Source organism: Streptomyces sp. PA03-3a (assembly GCF_033792735.1).
Lineage (GTDB): Bacteria > Actinomycetota > Actinomycetes > Streptomycetales > Streptomycetaceae > Actinacidiphila.
Map to the genome: position 1 here is coordinate 22,620 of NZ_JARAVM010000006.1, position 26,376 is coordinate 48,995.

Sequence of the window (26,376 nt, forward strand, 5' to 3'; positions counted from 1 at the left end):
GACCGGCTCGCCGACGAGGAGCGAGCCCTGATCGGGCCCTGATCGGGGACCGACGGCCCGCAGTGTCCGGCGCTCGCGCTCAGTCCTCGGCGATCCGGATGATCGTCTTGCCGGGCAGGCGGCGCCCGATCCGGTTGTAGGCCTCGGGAGCTTCGGCCAGGGGTCGCACGTCCCCGATGCGCGGCGTGAGCCGTCCGTCCCGGACACGCCGGACGAGGTCCGCCAGGCGAGCCCGGTCGACCTCGACGACGAAGAACACGGCCCGCCCCTTGTCGGGCTGGTCCACGGGTGGCTCGGCGACGGTGACGAGCGTGCCGCCGGCGCGGACCAGCGCGGTCGAGCGTCGGAGGATGTCGCCACCGAAGACGTCGAGTACGAGGTCCACCTCGCCGATGTCCTCGAGCCGGTCGTTCTGCAGATCGACGAAGGCGTCCGCGCCGAGGCCGAGTGCCGTGTCCCTGTCGGCGGCCCGGCCGGTGCCGATCACCCGGGCGCCCGCCTCGTGGGCGAGTTGCACGGCGATCGAGCCCACCCCGCCGGCGGCACCGTGGACGAGAACGGTCCGGCCGGTGGTGAGACCTCCGTGATCGAACAGGCCCTGCCAGGCGGTCAGCCCGGAGATCGGCAGTGCGGCGGCCACCGTGTGGTCCACGTCGGCGGGGAGCGGAGCGAGGTTCCGGGCCTCCACCGCGGTGTACTCGGCCAGCGAGCCGTTGCGGGTCCAGTCGGCCAGTCCGAACACCCGCTGGCCGACGGTCAGGCCCGTGGTCCCGTAGCCCAGTTCGGCCACCACGCCCGACAGTTCGTGCCCGGGCACAGTCGGCGTCCGGTCGCGGCCGGCCCGGTCCGACCAGGTTCCCGGCCAGTCGAGTTCCCCCGGCGTGAAGCCGGCGGCATGCACCCGCACGACCACGTCGTTCTCGGCGGCGTGCGGGTAGGGCATGTCCGTGAGGGTGAGCCCGCCGGCACCGGCGTCACGGTCTCGAACGGTGATGGCTTGCATGGTGGATCCTTTCCGGGGCGATCTTCGAAGGTTCGGCGGGCGGGACGGGTCCCGCAAGCCGTGCGGCGCGGGCGGGCGATCGCGGCCCGCCCGCCGCGGTGCGCGCAGCCGCGGATCCCCTTGCCGCGATGCCGAGACGCCCGCTGTACACGCAGCTTGTGGTCTCCGGGCCCCATGCGGGCGCCGCGAGCCCGGGCGGGAGGGCGGGAAGAATCAACACCGCGTGATGATCAGGTGGACGGCGGAGAAGGCCTCCGAGCGCGCGTCCGCCGTGGTGACCGCGCGCGGGCCGCCGTTGAACGTCAGGCCGACACCCGGCCCACGCGAGGAACAGCCCCGCGACGACCCGCCCCGCGAGGCTCCGGTCAGCTCGGCCAGGGCGCGCCCATGATGCGCTCGACCGTGGTCGTGCGCTGGAAGCCGGGTACGAAGTGCTCCAGCACGTCCGCGTTCACGGTTCCGTTCGCGGTCTCCGGGCGGTCCTCGAGTCCCTCGACGAATGCCTGCAGGAACTGGTTCTTGAAGTCGCCCCTCGGGTGGACGGCGGTGACCTCGTCCACCTGGACGCTGTCCAGCTCGTCCAGGGCCAGGCCGAGCACGTCGGTCAGAACGCCCAGATTCGTGATGGCGATTTCCGGGCCCATCCGATGCGGAATTCCCGGCGTCGTGTGGAGTGCGATGGCGGTCCACACGACATCGGCGGCGGCGGGCGTGAATCCGCGGTCGAGCATGAATTTGCGCGCGTGGTCCGCCCCATCGACCTCGAATCGCTGCTCGGCGTCGGAGAAGGGCGTCATCAGGCCGGTGTCGTGGAACATGGCGGACAGGTAGAGAAGTTCCGGGTCGGGCTTCAGACCGAGTCGGCGGGCGTGAATGGCGCCGAAGACGAAAACGCGCCGCGAGTGGTGGTAGATGAGAGGGCTGGTCATCTCCTGAACGTGACGGGTGGCTTCGGCGGCCGCGGCTGTTTCGGGAATCTCCACCCCGGCGATGATCTCGGTCATTGCTCCGTACTCTCTGACATCGGCGTGTTATGAATGGAAGGTGTTTCCGTCTTCCACAATGCCGTCCGCCGGGCGTTCCTCGCCACCTCGGTCCCGCCATGAGTCCCGCGAATCCGGACAGGCGGAGAACGGCGGTGTGAGCCCCACCGCGCACCGGGTCGTGATCCTCGTCTTCGACGGGGTGACGCTGCTGGACGTCGCCGGACCCGCGGAGGTGTTCGCGGAGGCCAACCGGTTCGGCGCCGACTACCGGGTCGTGCTGGTGTCACCGACCGGGGCCGACGTCACCTCGTCCATCGGGGTCAGGATCGCGGTCGACGGCGCCGCCTCGGAACCGGAGCCCGACACCTTCCTGGTGGCCGGCGCGGACCTCTACCCGCGCAACGCCGTCGCCCGTGACCTGGTCGAGGCCGCGCTGACGCTGGCCGGGCGGGCCGGGCGCACCGCGTCCATCTGCACCGGGGCGTTCGTCCTCGGCGCCGCCGGCCTCCTGGACGGCAAGCGTGCGACCACGCACTGGAAGGTCACCCACGAACTCGCCGCGAGGTGCCGGTCCAGCAGCGTCGTCCCCGACGCGATCTACGTCCAGGACGGCACCACGTACACCTCGGCGGGCGTGACCGCGGGCATCGACCTCGCGCTGGCCCTCGTCGAGGAGGACCACGGCGCCGATCTGACCCGCGAGGTCGCCCGCTCCCTGGTGGTCTATCTGCAGCGCTCGGGCGGGCAGTCGCAGTTCTCCGCCCCGCTGCAGGGGCCACCGCCGCGGTCTCCCGCCGTCCGCAGGATCGCCGACCTGGTGACGGCCGATCCCACGGGAAACCACTCGGTCGGCGAGCTCGCCAGGCACCTCAATGTGAGTTCCCGGCATCTCACCCGCCTCTTCCGCGAGGAAATGTCCACCACGCCGGCCCGGTACGTGGAAACGATTCGGTTCGACATGGCGAAAGCCCTGCTCGACCAAGGGCATACCGCGACCCAGGTGGCATCACTCGCCGGATTCCCGAGTTACGAAAGCATGCGAAGGGTTTTCGTCAAGAATATGGCGATCAGCCCGGCCGCCTATCAGCGCCGCTTCAGAACCGCGCAGCGGACCGATTCGGCCTAGGCCGTGTCGCCACATGCCCTCCTCCAACCTTCGGCCGGGGGTGCCCCCACCCCGCGACGCCTGGCACGGCACTCCCCCAGCTGACGCTGGGAGGTGCCCCCACGCTGCGTTGTCGCATCGTCCGAGTAGCCCCCTACGAGGACGATCCTCCGCCTTGCGATGCACCGCACCAGGGGGCCCCTCCCAGCGTCAGCCGGGGGAGCTCAATTGACGACAAGGCCTGGGCCTTGTCGTGCGCCGAGGCTCGTCACATGCCCGCTCTCTCATGGGCCGCCCCCGGCAGCCGCGTCCGGACCAGGAGCAGGGTGACGTCGTCGGACGCGGCCCGGCCGCGGACGGTTTCCAGTGCGCGGGCGCACAGGTCCTCCAGGGGCAGGCCCGGCTGGGCCATGGCACCGCCCAGGCGGTTCATCCCGTCCTCGATGTCGTGGTCGCGGGCCTCGACCAGGCCGTCGGTGTAGAGGCCGAGCACGCTCCCCTGGGGCAGTTCCAGTTCGGCGGACCGGAACAGGCTGCCCAGTCCCATGCCGAGCGGGGTTCCTGTCGGCAGGTCCGGGAAGGTGACCCGTCCCTGCGGGTCGGTGAGCACCGGCGGCGGATGGCCGGCGAGTGCCACGGTGCACCGGCGTGTGGCCGGGTCGTACACGGCGTACAGACACGTCGCGCCGAAGACCATCAAGGCGTGGTTCGACGTGTCCTTGCCGGCCGCGAGCCCCTGCACCGTGTCGTCGAGATGTGCCAGTACGTCCTCGGGGGGCAGGTCCATGTCGGCCAGCATGCGGGCGGTGGTGCGCAGTACGCCCATCGTCGCCGCGGCGTCGGGGCCGTGGCCCACCACGTCACCGACGACGAGGGCTACCCGGCCGGCGGCCTGCGGGATGACGTCGAACCAGTCGCCGCCGACGCCGTGGTCCCTGTCGGCCGGCAGGTAGCGCGATGCCACTTCGAGCTCTGTGCCGGCACTCGCCCGCTGCGGCAGCACATTGCGACGCAGCATCAGGGCGGCCGAACGCACATGGTGGCGGGCCCTGTCGAGCGCCGGTGCGGCCCGGGCGGCGAGTTCCTCCGCCAGGATCAGGTCGGCGTCCTGGAACGGCACGGGATTGCCGGTACGGAGGAACACGGCGACGCCCAGCAAGGTGCGGCGGATCCGGATCGGCACGATCATCAGCGAGTGGACGCCGTTCTGGCGGATCTTCGGTGCCCTTGCCTCGTCCTGGCCGGCCCAGGCCGCGGGAGCGCTGTCGAGGACGGGCTCCACGTAGGACCTGCCCATGCTCAGGACGTGGTCGGTCAGGCGTGAGGGCCGCGGTAGGACGATCTTCTCGCCACGCCGCCAAGGGGACTCCGGGGCGCCCTCGCGGATCGACGCCAGACCGCCGCGCAAGAGGACCGGAGAGCGCCGGCCCTGCTGCCCGATGCGGAACGCCGGCTCCCCGCGCAGGACCGACCGCTCCAGGTCGACGGCCGTGCAGTCGGCGAACAACGACGTTGCGAGGTCCGCCAGTTCCTGGCTGGTGTGCATCGCGTCCAGGGTGCTCCCGAAACGCGACCCGGCCCGGCCGAGGACGGCCATGCGCTCCTGTGCCTGCCGGCTCTCGGTGGCGTCCACGCTGATGACGCACACTCCCAGCGCCTGACCGTCGGCGTCCTGCAGGCACTGCAACGTCATGGCGAACACGTGTCCCCGGCGCGGTCCGGTCCTCAGCCAGGTGCGGTATTCCCTGACGCTCGCGCCGCCGTGCCCGAGAACCCGCAGCATCTCCTGTTCGAACATCTCGGCCTGGGCGTGCGGCCAGGTCTCGGTGAGCCGGCGGCCGAGCCGTCGGTCACGGGGAACGGCGTCGTGGCGCCCCATCGCCTCGTTGACCCAGGTGCACCGCAGGTGCGGGTCCCGGACGGAGATGCCGAACAGTGAGTGGTCGAACCGGGACTCGGTGACGGTCCCGTTCACCGTAGCCATCGACACCAGCCACCGGGCCGGCGTCCCCTGCCCCCGCAGCATCGAGATCCGCAGGCTGACCTCGCACACCCTGCCGTCGCGGTGCCGGACGGCCATCGGGCCCGACCAGCCGCCGTGCGCCCGGCAGCGGTCGATGAACGCCTCCATGGTCGGCGCGTCCTCGGGAAACGGCAGGACGAGCGCCGCGGACCGGCCGACCACCTCCCCGGCGGAGTACCCGACGTGGCGTTCGGCGGCCGAGGTCCAGGCGACCACCGTCGCCCGCTGGTCGACCACCATCAGGGCCCACTCGGCCGTCGTGCCCGCGTCCACGCGTTCAGCAGGAGAGACCGTTTCAGCGGTGGTCATCGGCATGCGCTCCTCAGCAGACACAGGGGGGAGGTCAGGATTCGTACGTTGTGTCCGGTTCGCGGGTATGGACAACGCTGCGCCGCGATCTGTGACAGCCGGCACAGGCGGCCGGGCCTCGCATCCGCCCTGTCGGCCTCGCCTGGCTCCGGGATCACACCCGGGGAGGTCGGCGGCGTACCGCGAGCGCATATTGGTCTGCGATTTCATGGCCCGAATGGATCCGTTGCCGGTACCACTGACGCCGTAGCGTTGCCGGTACGACAAGGGGCCCGTCCGCTCCGAGGGAGGGCCCCGCTCGATCACAGGAGCATTGACCATGCATGTCTTCGTTGCCGGCGCCACCGGCGCGGTCGGCCGCCGGCTCGTTCCGCTGCTACTGGCCGAAGGGCACCACGTCACGGGAATCTCGCGCACCGCCGCGGGAGTCGAGCGCATCCGGCGGCAGGGTGCGGCAGCCGTGCGGGCGGACGTGCTCGACCGGGAGGGGCTGCGCCGCGTCATGGCGGAGGCCGCCCCCGACGCGGTGGTGCACCAGCTCACCGACCTGTCGGATGCCGACGGGGAGGCGACCGACCGGCTGCGGCGCGAGGGGACGGGGAACCTGGTGGACGCGGCGGTGGCCGAGGGCGTGCGCAGGATCGTCGCCCAGTCGATCGCCTGGGCCTACGCACCCGGAGAGGGGCCCGCGGACGAGAGCGCGCCTCTCGACCTCGGGGCGGCGCCGCCGCGCCTGGGGATGGTGGAGGGCGTCCGCGCCCTGGAGGAGAAGGCCGCCGAGGTCGAGACGGCGGTGCTGCTTCGGTACGGCATCCTGTACGGCCCGGGCACCTGGTACGCGCCAGGCGGGCCCGTCGCGGCGGCTCTGGCCGGAGATGCCTCGGCGCGCTTCCTCGGGAGCGTGGAGGCGGACTTCTCCGTGATGTCGTTCCTCCACGTCCTCGACGCCGCCCGCGCCGCCGTCGCCGCGCTCGGCTGGCCCTCAGGTCCGGTCAACATCGTCGACGACGAACCCGCGCAGGCCCGCGAGTGGCTGCCTGCGCTGGCCCGCACCCTGCGCGTTCCGGCCCCGGAACCCGTGGCGGGGCGCCTGGAGTGGGCGCGCGGCGCGTCCAACGGACTCGCCCGTTCACGCGGGTGGCGACCCCGACACCCCTCGTGGCGCTCCGGGTTCGCGGCGCAGACGGCCTGACGGCGCGACGGCCCACCCGGCGGACGGCCCGCGGGCCTGACGGCCGGACGGGCTCGCGCCGTGGATTGGTACGGCGTTCCGCCCCGCGATTGGACCGCGGGTCAGGACGCGGCCCCGCTTACGTTCGTGCCATGACCGCGAAAGCTCCCGCCCCCATGAACATCTGCGTCTTCCTCTCCGCCGCCGACCTCGACGAGCGCTACACGCGGCCGGCCCGCGAGTTCGCGGAGCTCCTCGGCGAGGCGGGCCACACCCTGGTGTGGGGCGGTTCGGACACCGGGCTGATGAAGGTCGTCGCCGACGCCGTGCGGGGGTCAGGAGGCCGGCTCGCGGGGGTCTCGGTCGGATTCCTCCGGGAGTGGGCGAGGCAGGACGCCGACGAGATGGTCTTCGCCGAGGACCTCGCCTCACGGAAGGCCCTGCTGCTCGCCGCCGCCGACGCGATCGTCGTGATGGCCGGCGGCGTGGGGACCCTGGACGAGGTGGCGGAGGTCCTGGAGCGGAGGAAGCACGGGCTGTACGACAAGCCCGTCGTGCTCCTGAACACCGCGGGCTTCTATGACGGGTTGGTCCTCCAGCTCCGGCGGATGGACGCGGAGGGCTTCCTGCCGCTGCCCCTGGCCGAGCTGGTGTGCGTCGCCGACACCGGCGCCGCCGCGTTCGCCTGCCTGGAGACCACGGAGAGCGTCTCCGCCTGAGTGCCCGCACGGAGTGCCCGCACGGAGTGCCCGCACGCCTACGGCAGCACGCCGCACAGGGTGTCCAGCGCGCCGGCCCACGCGCTGTCCGAGGGCGCCGCGTAGTTGACCACCAGGGCGTCGCGTGCGGGCAGTCGCCGGCCGGCGCCCTCCCCTTCGTGGGCGAACTCCCTGAGCCCGCTGATCGCGAGTCCCTGCCGCGCCGCGGCCCGGACGACGGATTCCTCCGTCCCCCGGGGGAGTTCGAGGACGACCTGCAGCCCCGCCGCCATGCCGACCGCGCGGACGCCCGGGGCCCGTTCCGCCAGGGCCGCGACGAGCTGGTCGCGGCGGCGGCGATAGCGCTGCCGCATCGAGCGCACATGCCGGTCGTACGCACCCGAGACGATGAACTCAGCGAGCGTCAGCTGCTCGAGGGTGCTGGACATGTAGTCGCCGTACCCCTTGGCCTCCACAATCTCCGGGACCATGGCGTCCGGGAGGACCATCCAGCCGAGCCGCACCCCGGGCGCGAGCGACTTGCTCGCCGAGCCGAAGTACACCACCCGCTGCGGATCGAGCCCCTGCAGGGCGCCGACGGGCCGGCGGTCGTAGCGGAACTCGCCGTCGTAGTCGTCCTCCAGGAGCAGGCCGCCCGTGTCCCGGGCCCACGCGACGGCCGCCGTGCGCCGCTCCGGGCAGAGGGCGACACCTGTGGGGTACTGGTGCGCGGGGGTCATCAGCACCGCGCCCGCTTCCCGCAGGCGCGGCAGGTCGCCGGTGCGTGCGCCGTGCTCGTCGACGCACAGGGGCGGGGTCCACAGGCCCGCGTTGGTCAGCAGATCGCGGTAGAGGTCGAGACCGTACGCCTCGACGGCCACCGCGCGGACGTCACGCGCCCTGAGCACCTTCGCCATGAGTGCCAGTCCGTGGTGGAAACCGGAGCAGACGACGATCCGTTCCGGCTCGGCGTACACCCCGCGGGCCCGCGCCAGGTAGTCCGCGAGGGCGGTGCGCAGTTCCGGACGGCCGCGGGGGTCGCCGTAGCCCAGGGCGGCGTTCGGCGCGGCGGTCAGGGCGCGGCGGGCGGCGGCGAGCCACTGGGTGCGCGGGAACCTCGCGAGGTCCGGTGCGCCGGGCTGCATGGCGTACCTGGGGCCGGTGCGGGGGGCAGCGGCCTGGGCGGGGCCTGTACGGGGAGCGCCGGCCGGGGGGCGGTGCGGCTCGGCCCTGGGGGCCACCCGGGTCCCGGAGCCCTGCTGGGCGGTGAGCCAGCCCTCGGCGACGAGCTCCGCGTAGGCCTCCACGACGGTGTTGCGGGAGACGCCGAGGTCCACGGCGAGCGTCCGGGAGGGCGGCAGACGGGTGCCGGGCGCCAGGCGTCCCGTGCGTACGGCCTCGCGCAGGGCGTCCGTCAGCCCCGTGCGCAGCCCGGTGCCGCGCAGCTCCAGATGGAGGTCGGCACCGAACGTGGACGGTGGCCGGTCAGCGACGGAATTGGTCCCAATATCACTCATGAAATTGGACCATACTCCAGTACCACCGCGTACGTAGCGTTGTGGTCATGACGATGAACGAAGCACATGGGAACACCACCCTCCTCCCGGAGCACCCTGCGCGCATGGACTGGGCGAAGCTCGCTCCCGAGGCCTTCAAGGCGCTGATCCGGCTGGACTCGTCGGCGGGCCGCGGGGTCGAGGCGGGCCTTCTGCACCTCGTGAAGGTCCGCGCGTCGCAGATCAACCGCTGCGCCTTCTGCCTGGACATGCACAGCAAGGACGCGCTGGCCGCCGGGGAGTCGGCGGAGCGCGTCATCCAGCTCGGGGCCTGGACGGAGGCGAAGCACTTCTACACGGCGCGGGAGGTGGCCGCGATCGAGCTCACCGAGGCGATCACCCTCGTGACGGACGGAGCCGTGCCGGACGAGGTGTACGCGAGGGCCGCCGAGCAGTTCGACGAGACCGAGCTGGCGCACCTCATCGCCGCGATCGTCGCGATCAACGCTTTCAACCGCATCGGAATCTCCACCCGCATGGTGCCCGGCCACTACACGCCGAGCGCCTGACCCGCCGGGCGGGCGGCGGTGCCACCGCCGGGACCGGAAGCGTCCGGACCGGTGGTCGGCTCCGCCCCCGCCGGCGACCACACCAACGAGGAGATCACGGTGGGTACCGCTCCCCCTCCCGCGCGCAGGGTGTCCCTGGCCCGTGCCGCCGACGAGTTCGTCCTGACCACCGCCCTGCTGTTCCTGGCGGTGACGGTCGTACGGTGGCTGCGCGACCCCGGCTCGCCGCTGTACATCGCGGACCTGCGCGCCGCCCTGGTCGTCATCGGCGCGATCAGCGGCGCCATCCTCACCGGGCTGATCCTCAGCCCGCCCGGGAGGCGCAGCGGCGGCCACACCAACCCGGCCGTCACCGTCGGCCTGTGGCTGATGGGGGCCTTCCCGGGGCGGCGCGTCCTGCCGTACGTGCTCGCCCAGCTGACCGGCTCGGCCGCGGGGACGGGCCTCGCGCGCCTTGTGTGGGGCTCCGCCGTCGCACTCCCGTCGGTCTCGCACGCCGCGATCCGGCCGGCGCCGACGTGGCGGCCGCTGCCGGTCTTCCTCGCGGAGGTCGGGGGCATGTTCGCCCTGACGCTCGTCATCGCGTTCTTCGTGGCGTACCCCCGCTTCATCCGCGGGCTGGCCCCCGTCATCGGCCTGTCGGTGGGGCTGGTGATCGCCACACTCGGTCCGCTCAGCGGGGGCTCGGTCAACCCGGCCCGGCAGTTCGGTCCCGCGGTCCTCTCCGGCCGGACCACCGACTTCGTGAGCTACATGGTCGCGCCGGTCCTCGGAGCGGCACTCGGGGCAGGGCTCCACCGCTTGCCCCTCCGGCGCCGCGACCGCGTTCCCACGACGGCGGCGGCACCCGACGCGCCGAACGCGCCACGCGCCGCCCCTCCGGCGCCGCGGCCGGCGTCCGGCACGACCCGGAGGTAGCCCGAGCGGAGTGCCCGGACGCGGCTCCGCACCCGCGGTCCGGGCGGCGTCCGGGCCGTACTCACCGAGCGGACGGCGTTGTGCGGCCGCCCGCCGGGGGAACCCACGGCGACAAACAGTGAGATAGTTGCCCGCACTATGACGAAGCGACCGATCCCCCTGAACCTGTTCGGCATGCCCTTCGGTCTCGTCGGCTTGGCGGACGCCTGGCTGACCGCCGCCGACGCGGGTCGGGTGCCGCGGGGGGGGGTGGGGGACGCGCTGCTGATCCTTTCGGCAGCCGTGTGGGTGCTGGTGACGGTCGCCTACCTGAAGCACGCGCTGCGGAACCGCGCCCTGGTACGGGACCTGACCGACCAGGCGGCCGGGCCGTTCGCGCCGAAGGCCGATCAGCGCGACGTCAGGACCGGACGGCCGGCTCGAGGTTGTCCTGGCACCACTGGCGGAAGCCGGTGACGGTGACAGAGCCCGGGTTGCCGGGTTCGGCGTCGTAGATCCCGTTGTTCTGCGCCTCGACCATGTCCGCCATGTCCTGCGCCAGCGCCGGGCTCGCGCCGCGCCGCATCATCGCGGCCCGGAAGTCCGCGAGCGGGACCTGGTGATAGCGGACGGTGCGGCCCACCGTGTCGGAGATGACCTCGGCCATGGCGTCGGGGGTCAGACGGTCGGGTCCGGCCAGGGGAACGCGGGCCTGCCCGCTCCAGGAGGTGTCCAGGAGGAGCGCCGCCGCCGCGGCGGCGACGTCCCGGGTGGCGACGGTCGACAGCGGCCGGTCTGCGGCGTTCGCCATGGAGAACGTCCCGTGTTCCTTGATCGCCGAAGCCTGGAGGAGCAGGTTCTCCATGAAGAACGGCAGCGCCAGCGCCCGGTAGGCAACGCCGCCGGCTTCGAACAGCTCGTCCATGGCCAGCGCGGCCGACAGCAGCCCCGCCTCGCCCTGGTATCCGCGGCCCAGGGAGGTGACGCCCACCACCCGCACGCCCCGGCTCGCGGCTTCCCGGCAGGCGGACCGGGTGAACTCCAGGTAGTAGCGCCTGGCGTTGTCGGCATCGCGAAATCCGGCCGGGGGCACGAGCCAGAACAGCCGGTCGGCGCCATCGAGCGCCTTCGTGATCGTGTCGGCGTCGCCGTGGGAGCCCTGCACCACCTCGGCCTGTGCACGCACCTGCGCCGACAGCCGGGACGGGTCACGGACGATCACACGGACCGCCTCGCCGCGATCCAGGACGCGGCCCACGACCTGTCGGCCGATATCACCGGTCGGCGTGGTGATGACGATCATGAATTCCTCCACGGAAGACGGTCGACGGCGGAAGCGCGGGGGGCTTTCCGATCGCCTCCGAGTCAACCTGGCGCGAAGGTGCGGGTGAAGGACCGATCCGGGCGCCATTGATACCCTGGGGGTATGAATGATCTTGAGGTGCGGCAGCTGCGGTACTTCGTCGCGGTCGCGGAGGAGCTGCACTTCGGCCGCGCCGCCGCGAGGTTGGGCATGGCGCAGCCCCCGCTGTCCCGAGCCATCAGGGACACCGAGCGGCAGCTCGGTGTGGCGCTGTTCCGACGGACCACCCGGCAGGTAGAGCTCACCGCGGCCGGGGAGGTTTTGCTGCGCGATGCCCGCACCGCCCTGGAAGCGGTCACCGCCGCCGCCCACCGGGCCCGGCAGGCGGGCAGTACGTCGCCGCGGCTGCGGATCGCTCTCAAGGCCGACGTCGACGGCGGACTGCTGCCGCAAGTCCTGGACACCTACAGCGCCGACGACGCGTCCTTGCCGCCCGAGCTGGTCCTCGGAGGGTTCGGCGAGCAGCCGCAGGCACTGCGCGACGGCCTCGCTGACGTGGGACTCGTGCTCTGCCCCTTCGACAGCCGCGACCTGGACAGCGAGCCGCTGCTGACAGAGCCGGTCCTGGTCGCCCTGGCCGCCGCCGACCCGTTGGCCGCCCGGACCAGGCTGTGCCTGGACGACCTGGCCGGCCGCAAGCTCCCCGACGGCTCCCCGGCCGCGCATGGCCGGCCCACCGAGCACACCCCTCAGCCCGGGGCGACACGGCCGGCGACGAACCTGTCGGAGATCTTCAGTCTCGTCGAGACCGGCAACATCGTGTTCTTCGCACCCGCCTCGGTAGCCCGGCGGCACCCGCGACCCGGCATCTCCTATCGGCCGGTCAGCGACCTCCCGGACGCCACCCTGGCCGTCGCCTGGCCGCAGGACGCACGCTCACCGGCCGTCGCCGCCTTCGTGCGCGCCGCCTGCAGCGTCGCAGCCGCGCAGTATGGTCCCGTAGAACCCCTCGTGCGGAGCGCCGGCACCTGAGCCGCGTCCGCCTCGGCCTGGTGCCACCGGCCCTGCCCCTCCCGGAGCACCGGCGACTCCGGGCGCCCCTCGCCGAACTCGACCTGAGCGACCGCGTCCAGTCCTGGCCGAACAGTCGCAGGGGGCTACGGTGGGTCGTTCCACCGGCGCTGCTCGCGCCACGGGTCACCGTAGTTGTGGTAGCCCCCGGTTTCCCAGAAGCCCGGCTCGTCATGTTGGGTCAGGTCCAGGCCGCGTACCCACTTGGCCGACTTCCAGAGGTACAGGTGCGGCATCAGCAGGCGGGCAGGACCGCCGTGTTCAGGTGACAGCGCGTAGCCCTCATAGGTGTGGACGATCCACGCGTTGAGAAGGTCCTCCAGGGGAAAGTTGGCGCTGTAGCCGCCATAGGAGTGCGCTCTCGCGTAGTGGCCGGTCGTGTCCACGTTCTCGAGGAACGCCTCGATCGGCACCCCGCGCCACCGTGTGTCGAACTTCGACCAGCGGGTCACGCAGTGGATGTCGGTCGTGATGTCGTCCTGCGGCATTGCCATCATCTCGTCCCACGTCCAGAACCGCTTTTCGCCCTCTTCCGTGGTAAGGGTGAAGGTCCATTCCTCGGGCGGAATCCGGGGAGTGGGGCCGGTCGAGAGCACGGGGAACGACTCGGTCGGGTACTGGCCTGGCGGCAGCCGGTCCGACAGGGGGTGAGCCCTGCCGCGGAATCCGGGTGAGAAGGAAGCCACGGTGTCATCCGCCTTGTCCGATGTGCGCCTCGCGAGGGCAGGCAGATCCCTCAGTCCAGTGTCGGACGGCGAGGGCCGAGCGACCACTCAGCAGAAGAGGGAACCGTGCAGGCGGCCGGGGGCCGCGCCTCTCCAGACGAGGGGGCACCCACCGGCTTCGGCAGCCTCTTCCGACAGGGCATCCGCCTGACCGGCGGCCCCCTGCCCGCTGCGGCACGCCGGATCCCTGCGCCCGGCAGACCGACCCGGGGACTGCGAACGCCTCGCGGCCGGGACCCCAAGGATCCTCCGCCTGGAGGCCGCGCGCCCGCCCCGGGACCGGCGGCTCCCCGGGCCCTTCCCGCGTCCGGGCTTACCGCCTGCCGAGGTGTACCGCGCTGTGGCGCAGCGAGCGCCAGGTCACCACCGCCCAGGCCGCGACCAGCAGGACGTAGAGCGCGACGGCCGTCCAGACGAAGAGCTGGGACCCGGTGCGGGTGGCGAGGACGCCGGTCCCGGTGACGCACGCGCCCAGCGGGAAGATGAAGGACCACCAGCTGGGCGCGAACGGCAGGCCCGACCGCAACTGCCGGACGGTGAGCGCCGCGGCGAGCACCAGCCACAGCGTCGCGAAGCCCCACAGCCCGATTCCGCCCAGCAGCGCGAAGGCCGCCGCGCCCCGCGCGGACGGTGCGGGCAGCGCGCTCGGCGCCGCCGCCGCCAGGGTGCCCATCGCCGTCACCGCCTGGTCGATCGCGCCCAGGCCGATCCACACCGTGGGCACCACGGCCCCCGTGGGTGCGTCGTGGTGGACCAGGCGGCTGTAGACCATCGCCAGCACCAGCAGGACCGCCACCAGGCCGAGCCCGAGCATCGCGTAGCAGGCGAGCAGCAGGGCCAGCCGCGGCTGCCCGGCGGGGGCGTGCGGGACGAGCAGTGCGCCCGTCGCGGCGGAGACCAGCGGCGGCACCACCGGCAGCAGCCAGCCGCCGAAGGCGGCGTCAGGGGCGAATCGGTGGCGGGTGACCATCAGGTACGGCACCGCGCAGGCCGTGGCGAGGCCGAGTGCGGTGCCCAGTGACCACAGCACCCAGTCGACGGTCAGGGCCGTGCGGTCTCCGAGCACCCGCCCGCCGAGCAGCAGTGCCCCGGCGCCCACGGTGAGCAGCGCCATCGGCAGGGCGCCGAGGAACTGCGCCTGCGTCGGGTCGGTCGCGTGCGAGCGCAGCGACCGCTGCCGGCCGTACGCGCCGGCGAGGAGCACCAGGAGCAGCGCCGCACCCGCCCAGACCACGGTGGCCGCGTCGCGCAGCCACGGCGAGCTGCGCGGCAGCGTCGCGGCGGCGTTGGCGACGATCCCGGTACCCATGACGGCGGCGAACCAGCCGGGCGTCAGGTGCGGACGCCGCGTCCCGGTCGTCGCGGGCTGCCGCTGACGTACGTGCATGGCGTGCCGAGGTCCCGGCTCCCTTCGGGGCAGGAGGGTCCGGGTGTCGCTGGGGTGGGGTGTCACGGCGGAGAACGCTTCTTCCTCGGATCGGTGTGCACCGCGGCATCGGCAGACCGGCACGCCCGCCCGTCAGCTCACGGACCGCGGCCGAAGCCGTCGGCTCGTTGGCCCTACGACGTTACGGTGGCGCCCGGCTCCCACGGCATCACAGCGTGTGCCACGCCGCCCTCACATCAGGACCCCGGCCTCTCGCGCCGGGGCGAAATTTGGGGCGGGGCAGGCCGAGGGCGCGGTGAAAGGTCCTGATATGACGCCTGCCCGGCATGTCCCGCCCTCCGCTTCGGGCCCGCACCGGCCTAGCGTCGAAGGTGCCACACGGTCAGCGGTGCGCTGCCCCCTCCGACTCGTGGAGGGGACGCTCCCCCGCCGGGAGCGATGCGCCGGACGACGAGGCCCTTGCGACCGCGCCCTCCATCGGCTGCCCCGAACGAGGAAAGAAGGCGATCCACCCAGTGGCGTCGACATCCAGCGCCGAAGGGCCCGCACTGCACGGGCCTGAGTTCGGACTCAACGAATGGCTCGTGGACGAGCAGTACGAACGCTACCTGCACGATCCCGGATCGGTCGACGAGGAGTGGAGGGACTTCTTCGTCTCCCCGGCTTCCGCGGCGGGCCGGCAGGAGCACCCGGGCGCACCGGCCTCGGACACGAACCCGCGGGAGGCCGCGGTCAAGGCCGTCCGCGTGGCCGCGCTCATCCATGCCCACCGCGTCCGCGGGCACTTGGCGGCCGACATCGACCCGCTCTCCGCCGCGCCGGGGTCCGGTCATCCGGAGCTCGACATCACGGCCTTCGGGCTGGGCGAGGAGGACCTGGAGGCGGAGTTCGCCGTCGACGGCTTCGCCGGGCGGTCCATGATGACCCTGCGCGACGTGCTGGACGTCCTGCGTACCGCCTACCGCGGGACGGTGGGCGCCGAGTACATGCACATCCAGGCCTTCGAGGAGCGCCGCTGGGTGCAGGAGCGGATCGAGGCGCCCTCGCGGCGGCTGGACCGGGCCGACCAGTTGCAGGTCCTCTACCGGCTGGGAGCGGCGGAGGCCTTCGAGACGTTCCTGCAGACCAAGTACGTCGGCCAGAAGCGGTACTCGCTGGAAGGCGGCGAGTCGGCGATCGTGCTGCTCGACGCCCTGCTGCAGCGCTGCATCGGGCACGGGGTGGGGGAAGCGGTCATCGGGATGGCGCACCGCGGCCGGCTGAACGTGCTGGCCAACATCGTCGGCAAGTCGTACCGCGACGTCTTCCACGAGTTCGAGGACGCCGCGGACATCCTGTCGGCGCAGGGCTCCGGCGACGTGAAGTACCACCTCGGCGCGGAGGGGACGTACCGCGCCCTGGACGGCGGCGCGATCCCCGTCTCCGTGGTGGCGAACCCCTCGCACCTGGAGATCGTCGGGCCGGTGGCCGAGGGCGTCGTGCGGGCCAAGCAGGACCTGGCCGACGGCGAGGGCGGCGAGGTGTTCTCCGTCCTGCCGGTCGTCGTCCACGGCGATGCCGCCTTCGCCGGGCAGGGAGTGGTCGCCGAGACGCTGAACATGTCGCAGCTGCCCGGCTACCGCACCGGCGGCACGGTGCACGTCGTCATCAACAACCAGCTCGGTTTCACGACCGCGCCCGCCAGCGGCCGTTCCGGCACCTACGCCACCGCCGTGGCGCGGACGGTCGAGGCACCGATCTTCCACGTCAACGCGGACGACCCCGAGGCGGTCGTCCGGATCGCGCGGCTGGCCTTCGACTACCGCCGGACGTTCCACAAGGACGTCGTCATCGACCTGGTCTGCTACCGGCGCCACGGGCACAGCGAGGTCGACGACCCGTCCATCACCCAGCCGGCCATGTACGACCGCATCGACGCCAGGCCCTCGGTGCGCAAGCTGTACGCCCAGTCGCTGGTGGACCGCGGGGAAATCGACGAACGGCAGGTGGAAGGCGCCCTGCGGGACTACCGGGAGCGGCTGGACCGGGCCTTCGCCGAGACGCGCGCCCTGCCGGTGCCCGGCCCGCGGAAGCCCGCCGGCCCCGCGGCCGTCCCGCGGGACGGCACGCCCCCTCCTGTGCCGACCGCCGTCACGGAGGCGACCGCGCGGCACGTCATCGCCTCCCAGACGGCTCAGCCCCCGGACTTCACCGTGCACCCGCGCGTCCTGCCGCAGCTCCGCAGGCGCACCGCGATGCCGGACGCCGGCACCATCGACTGGGCCACGGCCGAAACCCTGGCGATCGGCTCCCTGCTGATGGAGGGGGTGCCGGTGCGGCTGTCCGGACAGGACTCCCGCCGCGGCACGTTCGGCCAGCGGCACGCGGTGCTCACCGACCGGCGCACCGGCGCGGAGCACACCCCGCTGAACGCCCTCGGCCCGGGCGCCGCGGACTTCTCCCCCTACGACTCGATGCTGTCCGAGATGGCGGCCTTGGCCTTCGAGTACGGATACTCGCTGGAGCGGCCCGACGCGCTGGTGCTGTGGGAGGCCCAGTTCGGCGACTTCGCCAACGGCGCGCAGAGCGTCGTCGATGAGTACATCGCGTCGTCCGAACAGAAGTGGGGCGAGCGCTCCGGGGTCACTCTGCTGCTGCCGCACGGTCTGGAGGGGCAGGGCCCCGACCACTCCTCGGGCAGGATCGAGCGGTTCCTCCAGCTGTGCGCGCAGGGCAACATGACCGTCGCCGTCCCGACGCTGCCCGGCAACTACTTCCATCTGCTCAGGCAGCAGGCGCTCGGGGAGCGCAGGAGGCCGCTGGTCGTGTTCACCCCCAAGTCGATGCTGCGCCTGAAGGAGGCCACCTCCGCGCTGGCGGACTTCACCACCGGCTCCTTCCGTCCGGTCCTGCCGGACGGGGCGGTCGACGCTGCCGGGGTCCGGCGCGTACTGCTGTGCTCGGGGAAGGTGTTCTACGACCTGGACGCGTACCGGAGGGACGCCGGCTTGCGGGACACGGCGATCGTGCGGCTGGAGCGCCTGTATCCGTTCCCGGACGCCGAACTCGGCGCGGAGCTCGCCCGGTTCCCCGCCGACGCCGAGGTGCGGTGGGTGCAGGAGGAGGCCGAGAACCAGGGCGCGTGGTCCTTCGTCAGGCACCGGGTGGAGCACCTGGCGGACCGCCCGCTCGGGCGGATCAGCCGGCCGTCCGCCTCGGCCCCGGCGGTGGGCTCCGCACGGCGGCACGCCGCAGAGCAGCGGGAACTCGTGGAGGCGGCCTTCCGCTGATGGCCGGCTCCCCGTACGGGGCTAGGCCAGGGCTAGGCCGTGTCGTCACATGAGCTCCCCCAGCTACCGCTGGGAGGGGCCCCCACCGCCCGAAGGGCGGGCTCGGCGGCTCCCCCAGCTGACGCTGGGAGGGGCCCCCGGTGCGGTGCATCGCAAGGCGGAGGATCGTCCTCGTAGTGGGCTGCTCGGACGATTCGACAACGCAGCGTGGGGGCACCCCCAGCCGAAGGTTGGGGGAGGGCATGTGACGACACGGCCTAGCATGTCGCACCGGGGCGGAGCCGTAGCGCAGAGGCAGTCGCGCGCGGTCTCCACAATCGCGAGGACGCCGGTTCGAGTCCGGTCGGTTTCGCCCTCCCGCTCCTTGGACCGCTCTCGGAAGCGGAGGGCGGAACCGAGCCTGTGTGGTCGGCGGTGTCCATGCGTGGTGTGCCCCGCACAGCACGGCGCCGAGAGCGATCCAGGCCGGTCGGGCCCGCAGGATGTTGCGGAGGATGACGGTGGTCGGGGCCGGTTCGGGTCCCAGGACCTGGACCGCCGGGAGCGCCCCATCGGTGATGGGGCCGATGAGAAGAGTGTGGCCGGCTCGGCGGGGTGCCCGGCGGATCGGGGCCGCCCTGTCCAGCACGGGATCCCGCCCCCCGAGCCCCGCCCCGGCGGCCGTCACTGGTGAGAGCGCACGCTGCGGGCGTCGCGAGGCCGATCGGCACGGCGCGGGCCGGTACGTGGCGGAGCGCGCGTGGAGCGCCGGCCATCTCGTCCCGGCGCCGGCTGCCGCAGAGCCGGTCGCAGACGACACCGTAGACCGCACCGGCCGCCACCTCTTCCTGCGCCGCGGGCACCACCACCGGATCGGCCGCGGTCACCGGCGGCTCGGCGTGGTGTGCACGGCGCCGATCTGCTCGTCCGCGCAGCGGCGGCGCAGCCGCACCGCCGGCCACGGCGACGTGCGCCGCGCCAGTTCCTCATCGGCGGTGACCGGCATCGCGGTCCGATACGGGCCGGACCTTTGCCGGGTCGGCAGGGCGACGCCATCGATGCCAGGGCCCCGGCGTGCTCGTCCGCTTGGGTGGCCCGCCCCCCTCAGGAGGAGTGACGTGCCGGCACGGTCTCGGACTCCCGCACGCCCGAGGTGCCCGGGCCGGTCGTCCGGAAGCCGGCCCGGAACGCTGCCGGCGTCACACCCAGGTGGCGTACGAACGCCCTGCGCAGCGACTCGGGTGAGCCGAAGCCCGCGCGCCGCGCCACGACGGCCATGGGGTCGTCACCGGTCTCCAGCATCGCCTGCGCGGCCTCCAGCCTGACCTCCTCCACGTACCGGCCGGGACTCGTGCCCACCTCGTCGTAGAAGAGCCGCGTGACGTGCCGCACGCTGACGCCCGCCCGGCGGGCCATCGCCGACAGCGAGTGGTTGTCCCCGGGGTTCTCCGCGACCGAGTCCAGGACCCCGCGGAGCATCTCCTGACGCGGCTGCGGAAGCCTCGACCGGGCGCTGAACTGGGACTGGCCGCCCGGTCGTTGCATGAAGACGACCATGTCCTTGGCCACCGCGCGGGCGACCTCCGCCCCGTGGTGCTCCTCGACGAGGGCCAGCGACAGGTCGATCCCGGCGGTGACTCCGGCCGAGGTCATCATCTTCCCGTCGCGCACGAAAATGGCGTCGGGGTCGACGTCCACGGACGGGTAGCGCAGGCCCAGTTCGCGCGTCTGCCGCCAGTGGGTCGCCGCCCGCCGGCCGTCCAGGAGCCCGGCCGCGGCCAGCAGGAAGGCGCCCGTGCAGACCGATGCCGTGCAGTGGGCCTTCCCGCTCAGTTCCCGTACGGTGTCGAGCAGCGCGTCGTCCTTGATCACGGTCTCCCACTCCGGGCCGCCCGGGATCACCAGGACGTCGCAGGAGTCACGTACGTCATCGAGGGACAGGTCGACGCCGAGACGCGTCCCGGCGGCGGTGACCACCTCCGCACCGTCCTCGGACACGACCTGCACCCGATACGCTCCGCCCCATTCGTTCGCCGACGCGAAGACCTCGATGGGGCCCGTCACATCGAGCAGGCGCACCCCCGGGAAGACGAACACCCTCACCGTGAGCGGACCCGCTCCAGGGCGCTTGTGCACCATCAGCCACCTCTCGGTCGTGCGGCGGGCGAACGCTCGCCGCGGCGCGTCACCCCAGTCCCCCGAGCCACACCGGACCCAGGGCCGCTCCCCGGCTCTCCACCCCTCATCGTGCGCCCGCCGCCGGCTCCGATGCCACGACCGGCCGGCTCCCTCCTGAGAGGCTGAACCTCCCAGTCGTCACACCGGCACCGCGGGTACGAGGTCTCCCGCGCCGGACGCCTGCGGGCAGCGGGCACCCAGCAGGGCAAGGCAGTTGGCCCACAGGGGGCCGAGTCGCGCCGCGTCGTCGTACAACTTGGCGAACAGGACCTGTCCCTCGAGCTGGGCCATCACGGACCGGGCGGCCTCGCGCGGGTCCGGGACGCTCACCTCACCCCGCCGCCGGGCCTCGCTGACGACCGACTCGACCATGCCGACCTGTGCCTCGAAGATCTCGCGCAGCCGTTGACGGACGGCTTCGGTCTGTTCACCCGTCTCCACCGCGAGGTTGGCGAACATGCAGCCCGCGACGGTGCCGCGATCCGGTCGTCCGTCACGCTGCGGGACGCCCGTGGCCTCGAACAGCGCCCGCAGGCGCGGCAGGGGCTCCGCGCCGGTGCCGAGAAGGCGGAGCCAGACGCGCCGTTGCGCGGCCCAGTGCGCGTCGAGGACACTGAGCGCGAGTGCCTCCTTGGAGGCGAAGAAATAGTGGAAACTGCCCCTGGGCACCCCGGCGGCCCTGCAGATCTCCGCCAGACCCAGCGCCGCGTATCCGCGCTGGCCGAACAGCGAGTGGGCAGCGCGCAGAATCTTCTCTCCGGCATCACTGGTGTGTCCCATGACGCCGACTATACGACCGGTCGCCTAAGGGAAGCGGAACACGAACCTGACTCCGGAGCGATGGCACCGGGGCCGAACTCGCCGCCTGACCAGGCCGGTTGACGGACCGTCCGCCGCATGGTGCCCTCCCGTCCACTCGACGGCACGTCCACATCTGAGGGCTCGATGTCCTCCGATGCCGCCACGGGGGCCGTCCCCGGCCGCGTTCCACCTTCACGGACAGGACCGCCACACGCCCCGGAAGGAACCACATGACTTCGACGCGGAACACCAGCGGCCTCCGACCGGAACTGGTCGTCGTCCCTTGCGGCGTTCGCAAACTGGACCACCGGGCCAGGGTGGCCGACATGTACACGGGCAGCTACCACCGGGCGTGCCGAAGGGCGGCCGAGGCACTGCACCCCGACCGGCTCATGATCCTTTCCGCCCACTACGGCCTGCTGGACCTCGACGACGAGATCGAGCCCTACGACACCCCGCACGGACACGCCGAAGCGGTGACCGCCGCCCTCCTCCACACGCAGGCGGCCGATCTGCGGATCACCGGACTCGACCCCGTCGTCGTCCTCGGCGGTGCCCGTCACGTCGCTCTCGCCAGGACCCTGTGGCCGCACGCCCGGACCCCGTTGGACGGAACGAAGGGCATGGGCGAGCAGTTCGCACGTCTGGCGGCGATGGCACGCGCGGCCGGTACGCCCTCCCTCGACAGAGCAAGGGCGGGCGATGTGCGGCGTGCCATCGCGCGGCGCCGGCTGAACGGCTGATGCCGGCGGGGTCGGCGCGACGTGGGCGCTCAGGCCGCCCGCGGATCGTCCGCTGGGTCGACGTACTCCAGGGAGATCGGACCGATCGCCGTGACCTGCGTGACGTACTGGCCGGACTTCGCCCAGTGGAAGTGCGAGGTCCCGCCCGGCAGCACGATGACGGCCCCGGGCGGATACGCCCGCAGCCTCTCCTCGTCGAAGGTGTCGCCGAGGCCGATGTAGAAGACGCCCGAGACGACCAGGTAGACCCTGTCCTCCGTGTGCCGGTGCGGCATCAGCCTCTCGCCCGAGGGCAGCTTGACCCTGACGACATAGGGAGCGGGCTCGGACGGGTTCCCCACGACGACGGCCAGGCGCGCCGCCGGCGGGAACGCCGGAAACGGCTGCCAGTCGAGGTCCTGCGGAAGGATCGACCTGAACACCTCCTGGCCGGGCTGGTGCGTGAGCATGCGCGTGCCTCCCGTCCGCGAGGTACCGGCTCGGACCCGCCCCGCTCTCCATGGTGCCCTCGGCCCCGCGGGGGTGCCATCCCGCGGACGAGGCACGCCCGAACGTCGACCGCCAGTGACCGCGACGGTGCCGCCGAGCGCCTTTGGGCCATCAGGACTGGAGCGATGCGCCACGCGAAGGAGCGAGCGCGGTTCCCTGATCGCCGGTGCCATCCTGCCGAAGTCGCCTACACAGGAGTCGCCATGTCCGCACCCCCCGCCCGTGCCGTCGCCGACCCCGCTCCGCTGGGACTGGCCGCCTTCGGGGCCACGACCCTGATGGTCAGCCTGTTCAACGCCGGAGTCCGGCCGGAACTGGCCGCCGCGGTCTTCCCGACAGCCTTCCTCTTCGGCGGCGTCATCCAGCTGGTGGCCGGCGTCTTCGAACTCAAACAGGGGGGAACCTTCGGCGGTACGGCGTTCTCCGCCTTCGGCGCGTTCTGGATGGCCTACGCCGTCTACGGCCACTTCGTCGAACCGACGTTGCCGCCCGGCCAAGCGCACCTGGCCACGGGTATGTTCGCGCTCCCCTGGACGATCATCTCCTTCTACCTGACCGTCGCGACCCTGCGGACCACCGGCGTCCTGCTCGCCCTCTTCGGGAGCGCCACGACGACGCTCACCGTCCTCACCATCGCCGAGTTCGTGGACTCCGACCCCGCGAGGCGGATCGGCGGGGCCACCGGACTCGTCACCGCGGCCCTCGCCCTGTACGCGTCCTTCGCCGGTGTGATCAACACGACCTGGGGACGGCACATGATCCCGACCTTCCCCGACCCCGGCAAACGCCTCGCCCGCCTCGGGCACCGGAAGCACCGCCCCGTGTCCGTCACCTCCTCCACCGGCGAACGGGAGATCTCGCACGCCCAGGCGCGGCCGGAAGGCTGACGGGAGGCCGTGCCTGAGGCCTGCCGGCGCGCACAACTCCTAGGCGTCGCCCCGGCGGACGCCGGTCAGCTGCTGCGAGCGCTCCCACAGACGGCGGCCGAGTTCCGGATCCCGGGCCACCGCGGACAGTCGCCCGGTGACGGGGTGTCCGGACCGTCCGCCCCGGCCGTCGGGTCCGACCTAGGAGCCGCCGGCGAGACCGGGCTCGGTCGCCGCTACTGAGGTTGAACTCGTGATGTCGCCTGGCTTAGGTGGGTCTGATTGTCGGGCCGGTCTCGGCGAGGCGGCCGTCTATGACCAGACCGCTGGCCGCCGCTGACTACCTGGTGCGCTCAGTGCGGTCGTCGTACTCTTCGCGGGCGGTGATGACTTCTTCGATGTGCAGCACGGACCACTCCGTGAGCGCCTTCAGCGGTTCCCGTAGCGTCTGGCCCAGCGCGGTCAGCTCATACTCCACGTGCGGCGGCACCTCTGGGTAGACGGTCCGGCTGACCAGCCCGTCGCGTTCGAGGGTGCGCAGCGTCTGGGTGAGCATCTTCTCGCTCACGCCCGCCAGCGCCTGCCGGAGCTGGCCGAACCGGGAGGTCCCGTTCCGGCCGAGTTCGCCGAGCACGAGGACCGCCCACTTGCTGCCGATCTGGTCGAGCAGGTCCCGCGACGGGCAGCCGCGCTCGTACGGATCGAATGATGGCATGGGCCCGTCACTTTCTCGACAGCAGCCATACGGCTCACCTCATTGCTTTCGCTGCGGTAAGTACCCTACCAAGAAGTGGCTACTCCCCAAGAGAGAGTGTCCAGGTCATTCTGTGTTCCATCCCGCGGCAGACGGACCGCGGCAGGCGTGCAAGCCACGCGCGGAAGGAAGGAATGACCATCATGCCGATCGTCGTCACCGGAGCCACCGGCCAGCTGGGCAGGCTCACCGTCGAGGCACTGCTGCGGCGCGGGATCCCGGCCGCGGACATCATCGCGACCGGCCGGGACATCGCCGGGATTAAGGATTTGGCCGACCGAGGCATCACGGTACGCCGCGCCGACTTCGCGGACACCGACGGCCTGGCCGAGGCATTCGCGGGGGCGGAAAGGCTGCTGCTGATCTCGGCCTCGGTCCCCGTGGGCGAGCGGGTCGCCAACCACCGCCGCGTGATCGACGCCGCGGCGTCCGCAGGCGTGTCGCTAGTGGCGTACACGAGCACGACGCACGCGGATACGGCCACCACCGTCATCGGTGCCACGCACGGCGAGACCGAGGCGTATCTGCGGGACCGCGGAATCCCCAGCGTGCTGCTGCGCAACGGCTGGTACCTGGAGAATTACACCAGCCAACTGCCGCAGATCCTGCAGAACGGCGCGGTCGTCGGCGCCGCAGGCGAGGGGCGGATCAGCGCCGCGTCCCGCGCCGACTACGCCGAGGCCGCAGCGGTCGTCCTCACCGCTGAAGGCCACACCGGCGCCGTGTACGAGCTCGGCGGCGACGAATCCTTCACCCTGACTGAGCTCGCCGCCGCGATCTCCGCTGCGGCCGGAAAGCAGGTTACCTACGCTGACCTCCCGGTGGCCGACTTCGCCCAGGTACTGGCCGCCGCGGGCCTACCCGCCGAGCTGGCGGAGGTCCTCGCTGACGCTGACCGCGGCATGAACCGCGGCGAGATGTACACCGACTCTGGCGACTTGCGCCGCCTCATCGGCCGCCCGCCCGTGACCCTGGCCGAGGCACTCGCGGCCGCCCTGCATGACTGAGGTTGAACTTGTCGTGGAGTTCGAAGGAATGGGTGACCAGGGACGCGGCCGGAAGGCGTCCGGCCGCTATCATGCGCAGCAGGGTAGGGGTGGAGTTGGTGTCCACCAGCCCCGTTGTGATCGTCACGTTCCTGCTCCACAGGTCCTCCAGGTGGAGGGTGGCCGGCGCGCCGTGGACGCCGACGTTGGCGAGGCGGCCGCCCGGTCGGACGATGCGCGTGCACAGCTCGAAGCTCTCGGGGACCCCTACCGCCTCGATCACCGCGTCGGCGGTAGTCGCGCCAGGAGAAGCTCTTGCGCCCATCGCGACGGCCGTCGTCATGGCGGGGCCGGTAGATGAGCCTGGAGCGGTGACCCAGTTTGTAGCAGGTCAGCGCGGCGATGGAGATCCGTCTGCGGGAGCGGCCGCGGACCCGCACCACCGGGGTCCGGCCGCGCTGTGACCAGGTCTTCGCGTGCGGCGGCGTCATGGAGAATCCGGCTTCGTCCTCGAAGACGAGCCAGGCTCCACGGGCCGCCGCGAGCATTCCGCGCAGGGCCACACCTCCTTGACCCACCCGGCCACCACCCCGTCGTCCCGCTCCATGGCCCGTCGGGCCGGGACCTGCCAGGACCAGCCGTTACGCGCCAGCAGTTTCCGCACGCCCTGGATCGTGTAGGCCATGTGAAAGCGCCGACCGATCACTGGCTGCCGTGCCCCGCCGGACCGCTACGGCTCGCCGACCCCGACCGGCTCAAAGCGGCGCTGCAGACGAGGTACCGCGCCCTGTTCGGGCCACAGGTCCCGCGGTGCGAACACTGCCAGCTCGCCCACGAACGCCCCGACATCCACCCCGACGGACACAACCACTGCCGCGGCGTCGAAGTAGTTCGCGCGCCTGGAGCCCCCTCCTACGAACCCGCCGTCGTGAAGACCGCCTGCGGCTGCGCCTGCCGGGCGACCGCGTCATGAACGCGCCGGGTTCTCCCTCGAGGGAAGCGGAGCTCGACCGGCGGCTCGCCCAGCTGGTCCGTGCCTGGATCGCGGCTGAGGGGCACGGGCCGCAGGTGCTGCCAGTCGGGCGGTGGTGGGACGTCGTCATGACGGTCGGAGGCGAGACGGGGAACACCCTGCTGAGGATTCTCGATCAGCGGCAGGCCGGCGGATGCGGACCTGTGATCGTCCCAGCGCCCACGAAACAGTGTCCGCCCGCGCCGCACTGGATTCGTCCGCTGGTCGGGGCGCACCTCGTCGACCCACATGTGCTGCACAACGCGCTGCTGCACAGGCAGCCCGACCAGGCGAAGGCGGATGCGGCCCATGCCGTCGACTCGATGGTGTCGGTCGACTTCATCATCGTGCGGGCCCACAGCATGCCGCCGGGGCCCCGCTGGCCCTGCCAGACGCTTTTCCAGGTTGAGCGCCACCTCCTCCCGAGTGGATCGACCGGTGCAACCACCGCTGACTCCACGGTGAGGTCGGCCACGTCCCGCCCGTCGCGTACGGGACCAACCACTACCTGGGAGGCACGAAACCCCAGGTCACACCCGTCATCTTGAGATCACCA

At 72.3% G+C, this 26,376-nt stretch carries 23 protein-coding genes, 1 tRNA gene and 3 pseudogenes; 12 read left to right on the forward strand and 15 right to left on the reverse strand.

What is annotated here, in order from left to right; genetic code table 11:
• Window positions 1–79: 79 nt before the first annotated feature.
• Window positions 80–1,003, reverse strand: coding sequence for an NADP-dependent oxidoreductase (locus PV342_RS08885; RefSeq protein ID WP_400808994.1), 924 nt, complete (start codon window positions 1,001–1,003; stop codon window positions 80–82).
• A gap of 365 nt (window positions 1,004–1,368) precedes the next feature.
• Window positions 1,369–2,007: an HD domain-containing protein gene (locus tag PV342_RS08890; protein ID WP_500316465.1), complete on the reverse strand. Its 639-nt coding sequence runs from the start codon at window positions 2,005–2,007 to the stop codon at window positions 1,369–1,371.
• A 136-nt stretch (window positions 2,008–2,143) separates the two neighbouring features.
• Here PV342_RS08890 and PV342_RS08895 point away from each other — a divergent pair, with 136 nt between their 5' ends.
• On the forward strand, window positions 2,144–3,115 hold the full coding sequence (locus tag PV342_RS08895) for a GlxA family transcriptional regulator (protein ID WP_400808992.1): 972 nt from the start codon (window positions 2,144–2,146) through the stop codon (window positions 3,113–3,115).
• A gap of 247 nt (window positions 3,116–3,362) precedes the next feature.
• On the opposite strand, the gene PV342_RS08900 is transcribed toward PV342_RS08895, so the two are convergent.
• Window positions 3,363–5,426, reverse strand: a complete 2,064-nt coding sequence (locus PV342_RS08900; RefSeq protein ID WP_500316467.1) for a SpoIIE family protein phosphatase — start codon at window positions 5,424–5,426, stop codon at window positions 3,363–3,365.
• 319 nt (window positions 5,427–5,745) lie between these two features.
• Here PV342_RS08900 and PV342_RS08905 point away from each other — a divergent pair, with 319 nt between their 5' ends.
• The gene (locus PV342_RS08905; protein ID WP_400808987.1) at window positions 5,746–6,618 is read left to right on the forward strand and encodes an NAD-dependent epimerase/dehydratase family protein; all 873 of its coding nucleotides are present in this window, start codon (window positions 5,746–5,748) and stop codon (window positions 6,616–6,618) included.
• A gap of 155 nt (window positions 6,619–6,773) precedes the next feature.
• Complete coding sequence (locus tag PV342_RS08910) at window positions 6,774–7,316, forward strand: LOG family protein (protein ID WP_500316707.1); 543 nt, start codon at window positions 6,774–6,776, stop codon at window positions 7,314–7,316.
• A gap of 38 nt (window positions 7,317–7,354) precedes the next feature.
• On the opposite strand, the gene pdxR is transcribed toward PV342_RS08910, so the two are convergent.
• On the reverse strand, window positions 7,355–8,812 hold the full coding sequence (pdxR, locus tag PV342_RS08915; protein ID WP_500316469.1) for a MocR-like pyridoxine biosynthesis transcription factor PdxR: 1,458 nt from the start codon (window positions 8,810–8,812) through the stop codon (window positions 7,355–7,357).
• A 47-nt stretch (window positions 8,813–8,859) separates the two neighbouring features.
• On the opposite strand from pdxR, the gene PV342_RS08920 reads away from it, so the two are divergent.
• The 3 genes from PV342_RS08920 (at window position 8,860) to PV342_RS08930 (ending at window position 10,734) form a co-directional block, all read left to right on the forward strand.
• Window positions 8,860–9,360, forward strand: coding sequence for a carboxymuconolactone decarboxylase family protein (locus tag PV342_RS08920; RefSeq protein ID WP_500316471.1), 501 nt, complete (start codon window positions 8,860–8,862; stop codon window positions 9,358–9,360).
• Window positions 9,361–9,411: 51 nt separating this feature from the next.
• Window positions 9,412–10,278 (forward strand): MIP/aquaporin family protein, encoded by an 867-nt coding sequence (locus tag PV342_RS08925; protein WP_400808982.1) that lies wholly within the window; start codon window positions 9,412–9,414, stop codon window positions 10,276–10,278.
• Window positions 10,279–10,416: 138 nt separating this feature from the next.
• Entirely contained in the window at window positions 10,417–10,734 is a 318-nt protein-coding gene (locus PV342_RS08930; protein WP_500316473.1) for a hypothetical protein, read from the forward strand.
• On the opposite strand, the gene PV342_RS08935 is transcribed toward PV342_RS08930, so the two are convergent.
• Window positions 10,679–11,560, reverse strand: coding sequence for an NmrA family NAD(P)-binding protein (locus PV342_RS08935; RefSeq protein WP_400808980.1), 882 nt, complete (start codon window positions 11,558–11,560; stop codon window positions 10,679–10,681). The genes PV342_RS08930 and PV342_RS08935 overlap by 56 nt on opposite strands.
• 123 nt (window positions 11,561–11,683) lie before the next feature.
• On the opposite strand from PV342_RS08935, the gene PV342_RS08940 reads away from it, so the two are divergent.
• Window positions 11,684–12,592 carry a LysR family transcriptional regulator gene (locus PV342_RS08940; protein WP_500316475.1) on the forward strand — a complete coding sequence of 303 codons (909 nt, stop codon included), beginning with the start codon at window positions 11,684–11,686 and terminating at the stop codon, window positions 12,590–12,592.
• A gap of 125 nt (window positions 12,593–12,717) precedes the next feature.
• Here the strand turns inward: PV342_RS08940 and PV342_RS08945 are convergent, their stop codons facing one another.
• Window positions 12,718–13,317 carry a molybdopterin-dependent oxidoreductase gene (locus PV342_RS08945; protein WP_400808976.1) on the reverse strand — a complete coding sequence of 200 codons (600 nt, stop codon included), beginning with the start codon at window positions 13,315–13,317 and terminating at the stop codon, window positions 12,718–12,720.
• A 352-nt stretch (window positions 13,318–13,669) separates the two neighbouring features.
• Window positions 13,670–14,743, reverse strand: a complete 1,074-nt coding sequence (locus PV342_RS08950) for a TDT family transporter (protein ID WP_400808974.1) — start codon at window positions 14,741–14,743, stop codon at window positions 13,670–13,672.
• 326 nt (window positions 14,744–15,069) lie between these two features.
• On the opposite strand from PV342_RS08950, the gene PV342_RS08955 reads away from it, so the two are divergent.
• Complete coding sequence (locus PV342_RS08955; protein WP_400808972.1) at window positions 15,070–18,012, forward strand: multifunctional oxoglutarate decarboxylase/oxoglutarate dehydrogenase thiamine pyrophosphate-binding subunit/dihydrolipoyllysine-residue succinyltransferase subunit; 2,943 nt, start codon at window positions 15,070–15,072, stop codon at window positions 18,010–18,012.
• Between the two features lie 277 nt (window positions 18,013–18,289).
• Window positions 18,290–18,364 (forward strand) — tRNA-Trp (locus PV342_RS08960).
• 427 nt (window positions 18,365–18,791) lie between these two features.
• Here the strand turns inward: PV342_RS08960 and PV342_RS08965 are convergent.
• From PV342_RS08965 to PV342_RS08975, 3 genes and pseudogenes are all read right to left on the reverse strand, one after another.
• Window positions 18,792–18,997, reverse strand: a pseudogene (locus tag PV342_RS08965) (RNA polymerase subunit sigma-24); the annotation flags it as partial.
• A 98-nt stretch (window positions 18,998–19,095) separates the two neighbouring features.
• Window positions 19,096–20,130 (reverse strand): GlxA family transcriptional regulator, encoded by a 1,035-nt coding sequence (locus tag PV342_RS08970; protein ID WP_078620096.1) that lies wholly within the window; start codon window positions 20,128–20,130, stop codon window positions 19,096–19,098.
• A 177-nt stretch (window positions 20,131–20,307) separates the two neighbouring features.
• On the reverse strand, window positions 20,308–20,949 hold the full coding sequence (locus PV342_RS08975) for a TetR/AcrR family transcriptional regulator (protein WP_400808968.1): 642 nt from the start codon (window positions 20,947–20,949) through the stop codon (window positions 20,308–20,310).
• A gap of 251 nt (window positions 20,950–21,200) precedes the next feature.
• On the opposite strand from PV342_RS08975, the gene PV342_RS08980 reads away from it, so the two are divergent.
• Window positions 21,201–21,713, forward strand: a complete 513-nt coding sequence (locus tag PV342_RS08980; protein ID WP_500316479.1) for a DUF6884 domain-containing protein — start codon at window positions 21,201–21,203, stop codon at window positions 21,711–21,713.
• A gap of 29 nt (window positions 21,714–21,742) precedes the next feature.
• Here the strand turns inward: PV342_RS08980 and PV342_RS08985 are convergent, their stop codons facing one another.
• A complete protein-coding gene (locus PV342_RS08985) occupies window positions 21,743–22,162 on the reverse strand; it encodes a cupin domain-containing protein (RefSeq protein WP_386997146.1) in 420 nt (139 codons plus the stop codon).
• Between the two features lie 243 nt (window positions 22,163–22,405).
• Between PV342_RS08985 and PV342_RS08990 the strand changes: the two genes are divergently transcribed.
• A complete protein-coding gene (locus PV342_RS08990) occupies window positions 22,406–23,089 on the forward strand; it encodes an acetate uptake transporter (protein ID WP_018561947.1) in 684 nt (227 codons plus the stop codon).
• 319 nt (window positions 23,090–23,408) lie between these two features.
• Here PV342_RS08990 and PV342_RS08995 read toward each other — a convergent pair whose 3' ends face one another.
• The gene (locus PV342_RS08995; RefSeq protein WP_053212341.1) at window positions 23,409–23,783 is read right to left on the reverse strand and encodes a winged helix-turn-helix transcriptional regulator; all 375 of its coding nucleotides are present in this window, start codon (window positions 23,781–23,783) and stop codon (window positions 23,409–23,411) included.
• Window positions 23,784–23,956: 173 nt separating this feature from the next.
• On the opposite strand from PV342_RS08995, the gene PV342_RS09000 reads away from it, so the two are divergent.
• On the forward strand, window positions 23,957–24,829 hold the full coding sequence (locus PV342_RS09000; protein WP_500316482.1) for an SDR family oxidoreductase: 873 nt from the start codon (window positions 23,957–23,959) through the stop codon (window positions 24,827–24,829).
• A gap of 16 nt (window positions 24,830–24,845) precedes the next feature.
• Here PV342_RS09000 and PV342_RS09005 read toward each other — a convergent pair.
• The 3 genes and pseudogenes from PV342_RS09005 to PV342_RS09015 form a co-directional block, all read right to left on the reverse strand.
• Window positions 24,846–25,100, reverse strand: a pseudogene (locus tag PV342_RS09005) (zinc-binding dehydrogenase); the annotation flags it as partial.
• A pseudogene (locus PV342_RS09010) lies at window positions 25,099–25,514 on the reverse strand (winged helix-turn-helix domain-containing protein); the annotation flags it as partial. The pseudogenes PV342_RS09010 and PV342_RS09005, both read right to left, overlap by 2 nt.
• A 206-nt stretch (window positions 25,515–25,720) precedes the next feature.
• Window positions 25,721–26,236, reverse strand: a complete 516-nt coding sequence (locus PV342_RS09015; protein WP_400809194.1) for a hypothetical protein — start codon at window positions 26,234–26,236, stop codon at window positions 25,721–25,723.
• Window positions 26,237–26,376: the final 140 nt, after the last annotated feature.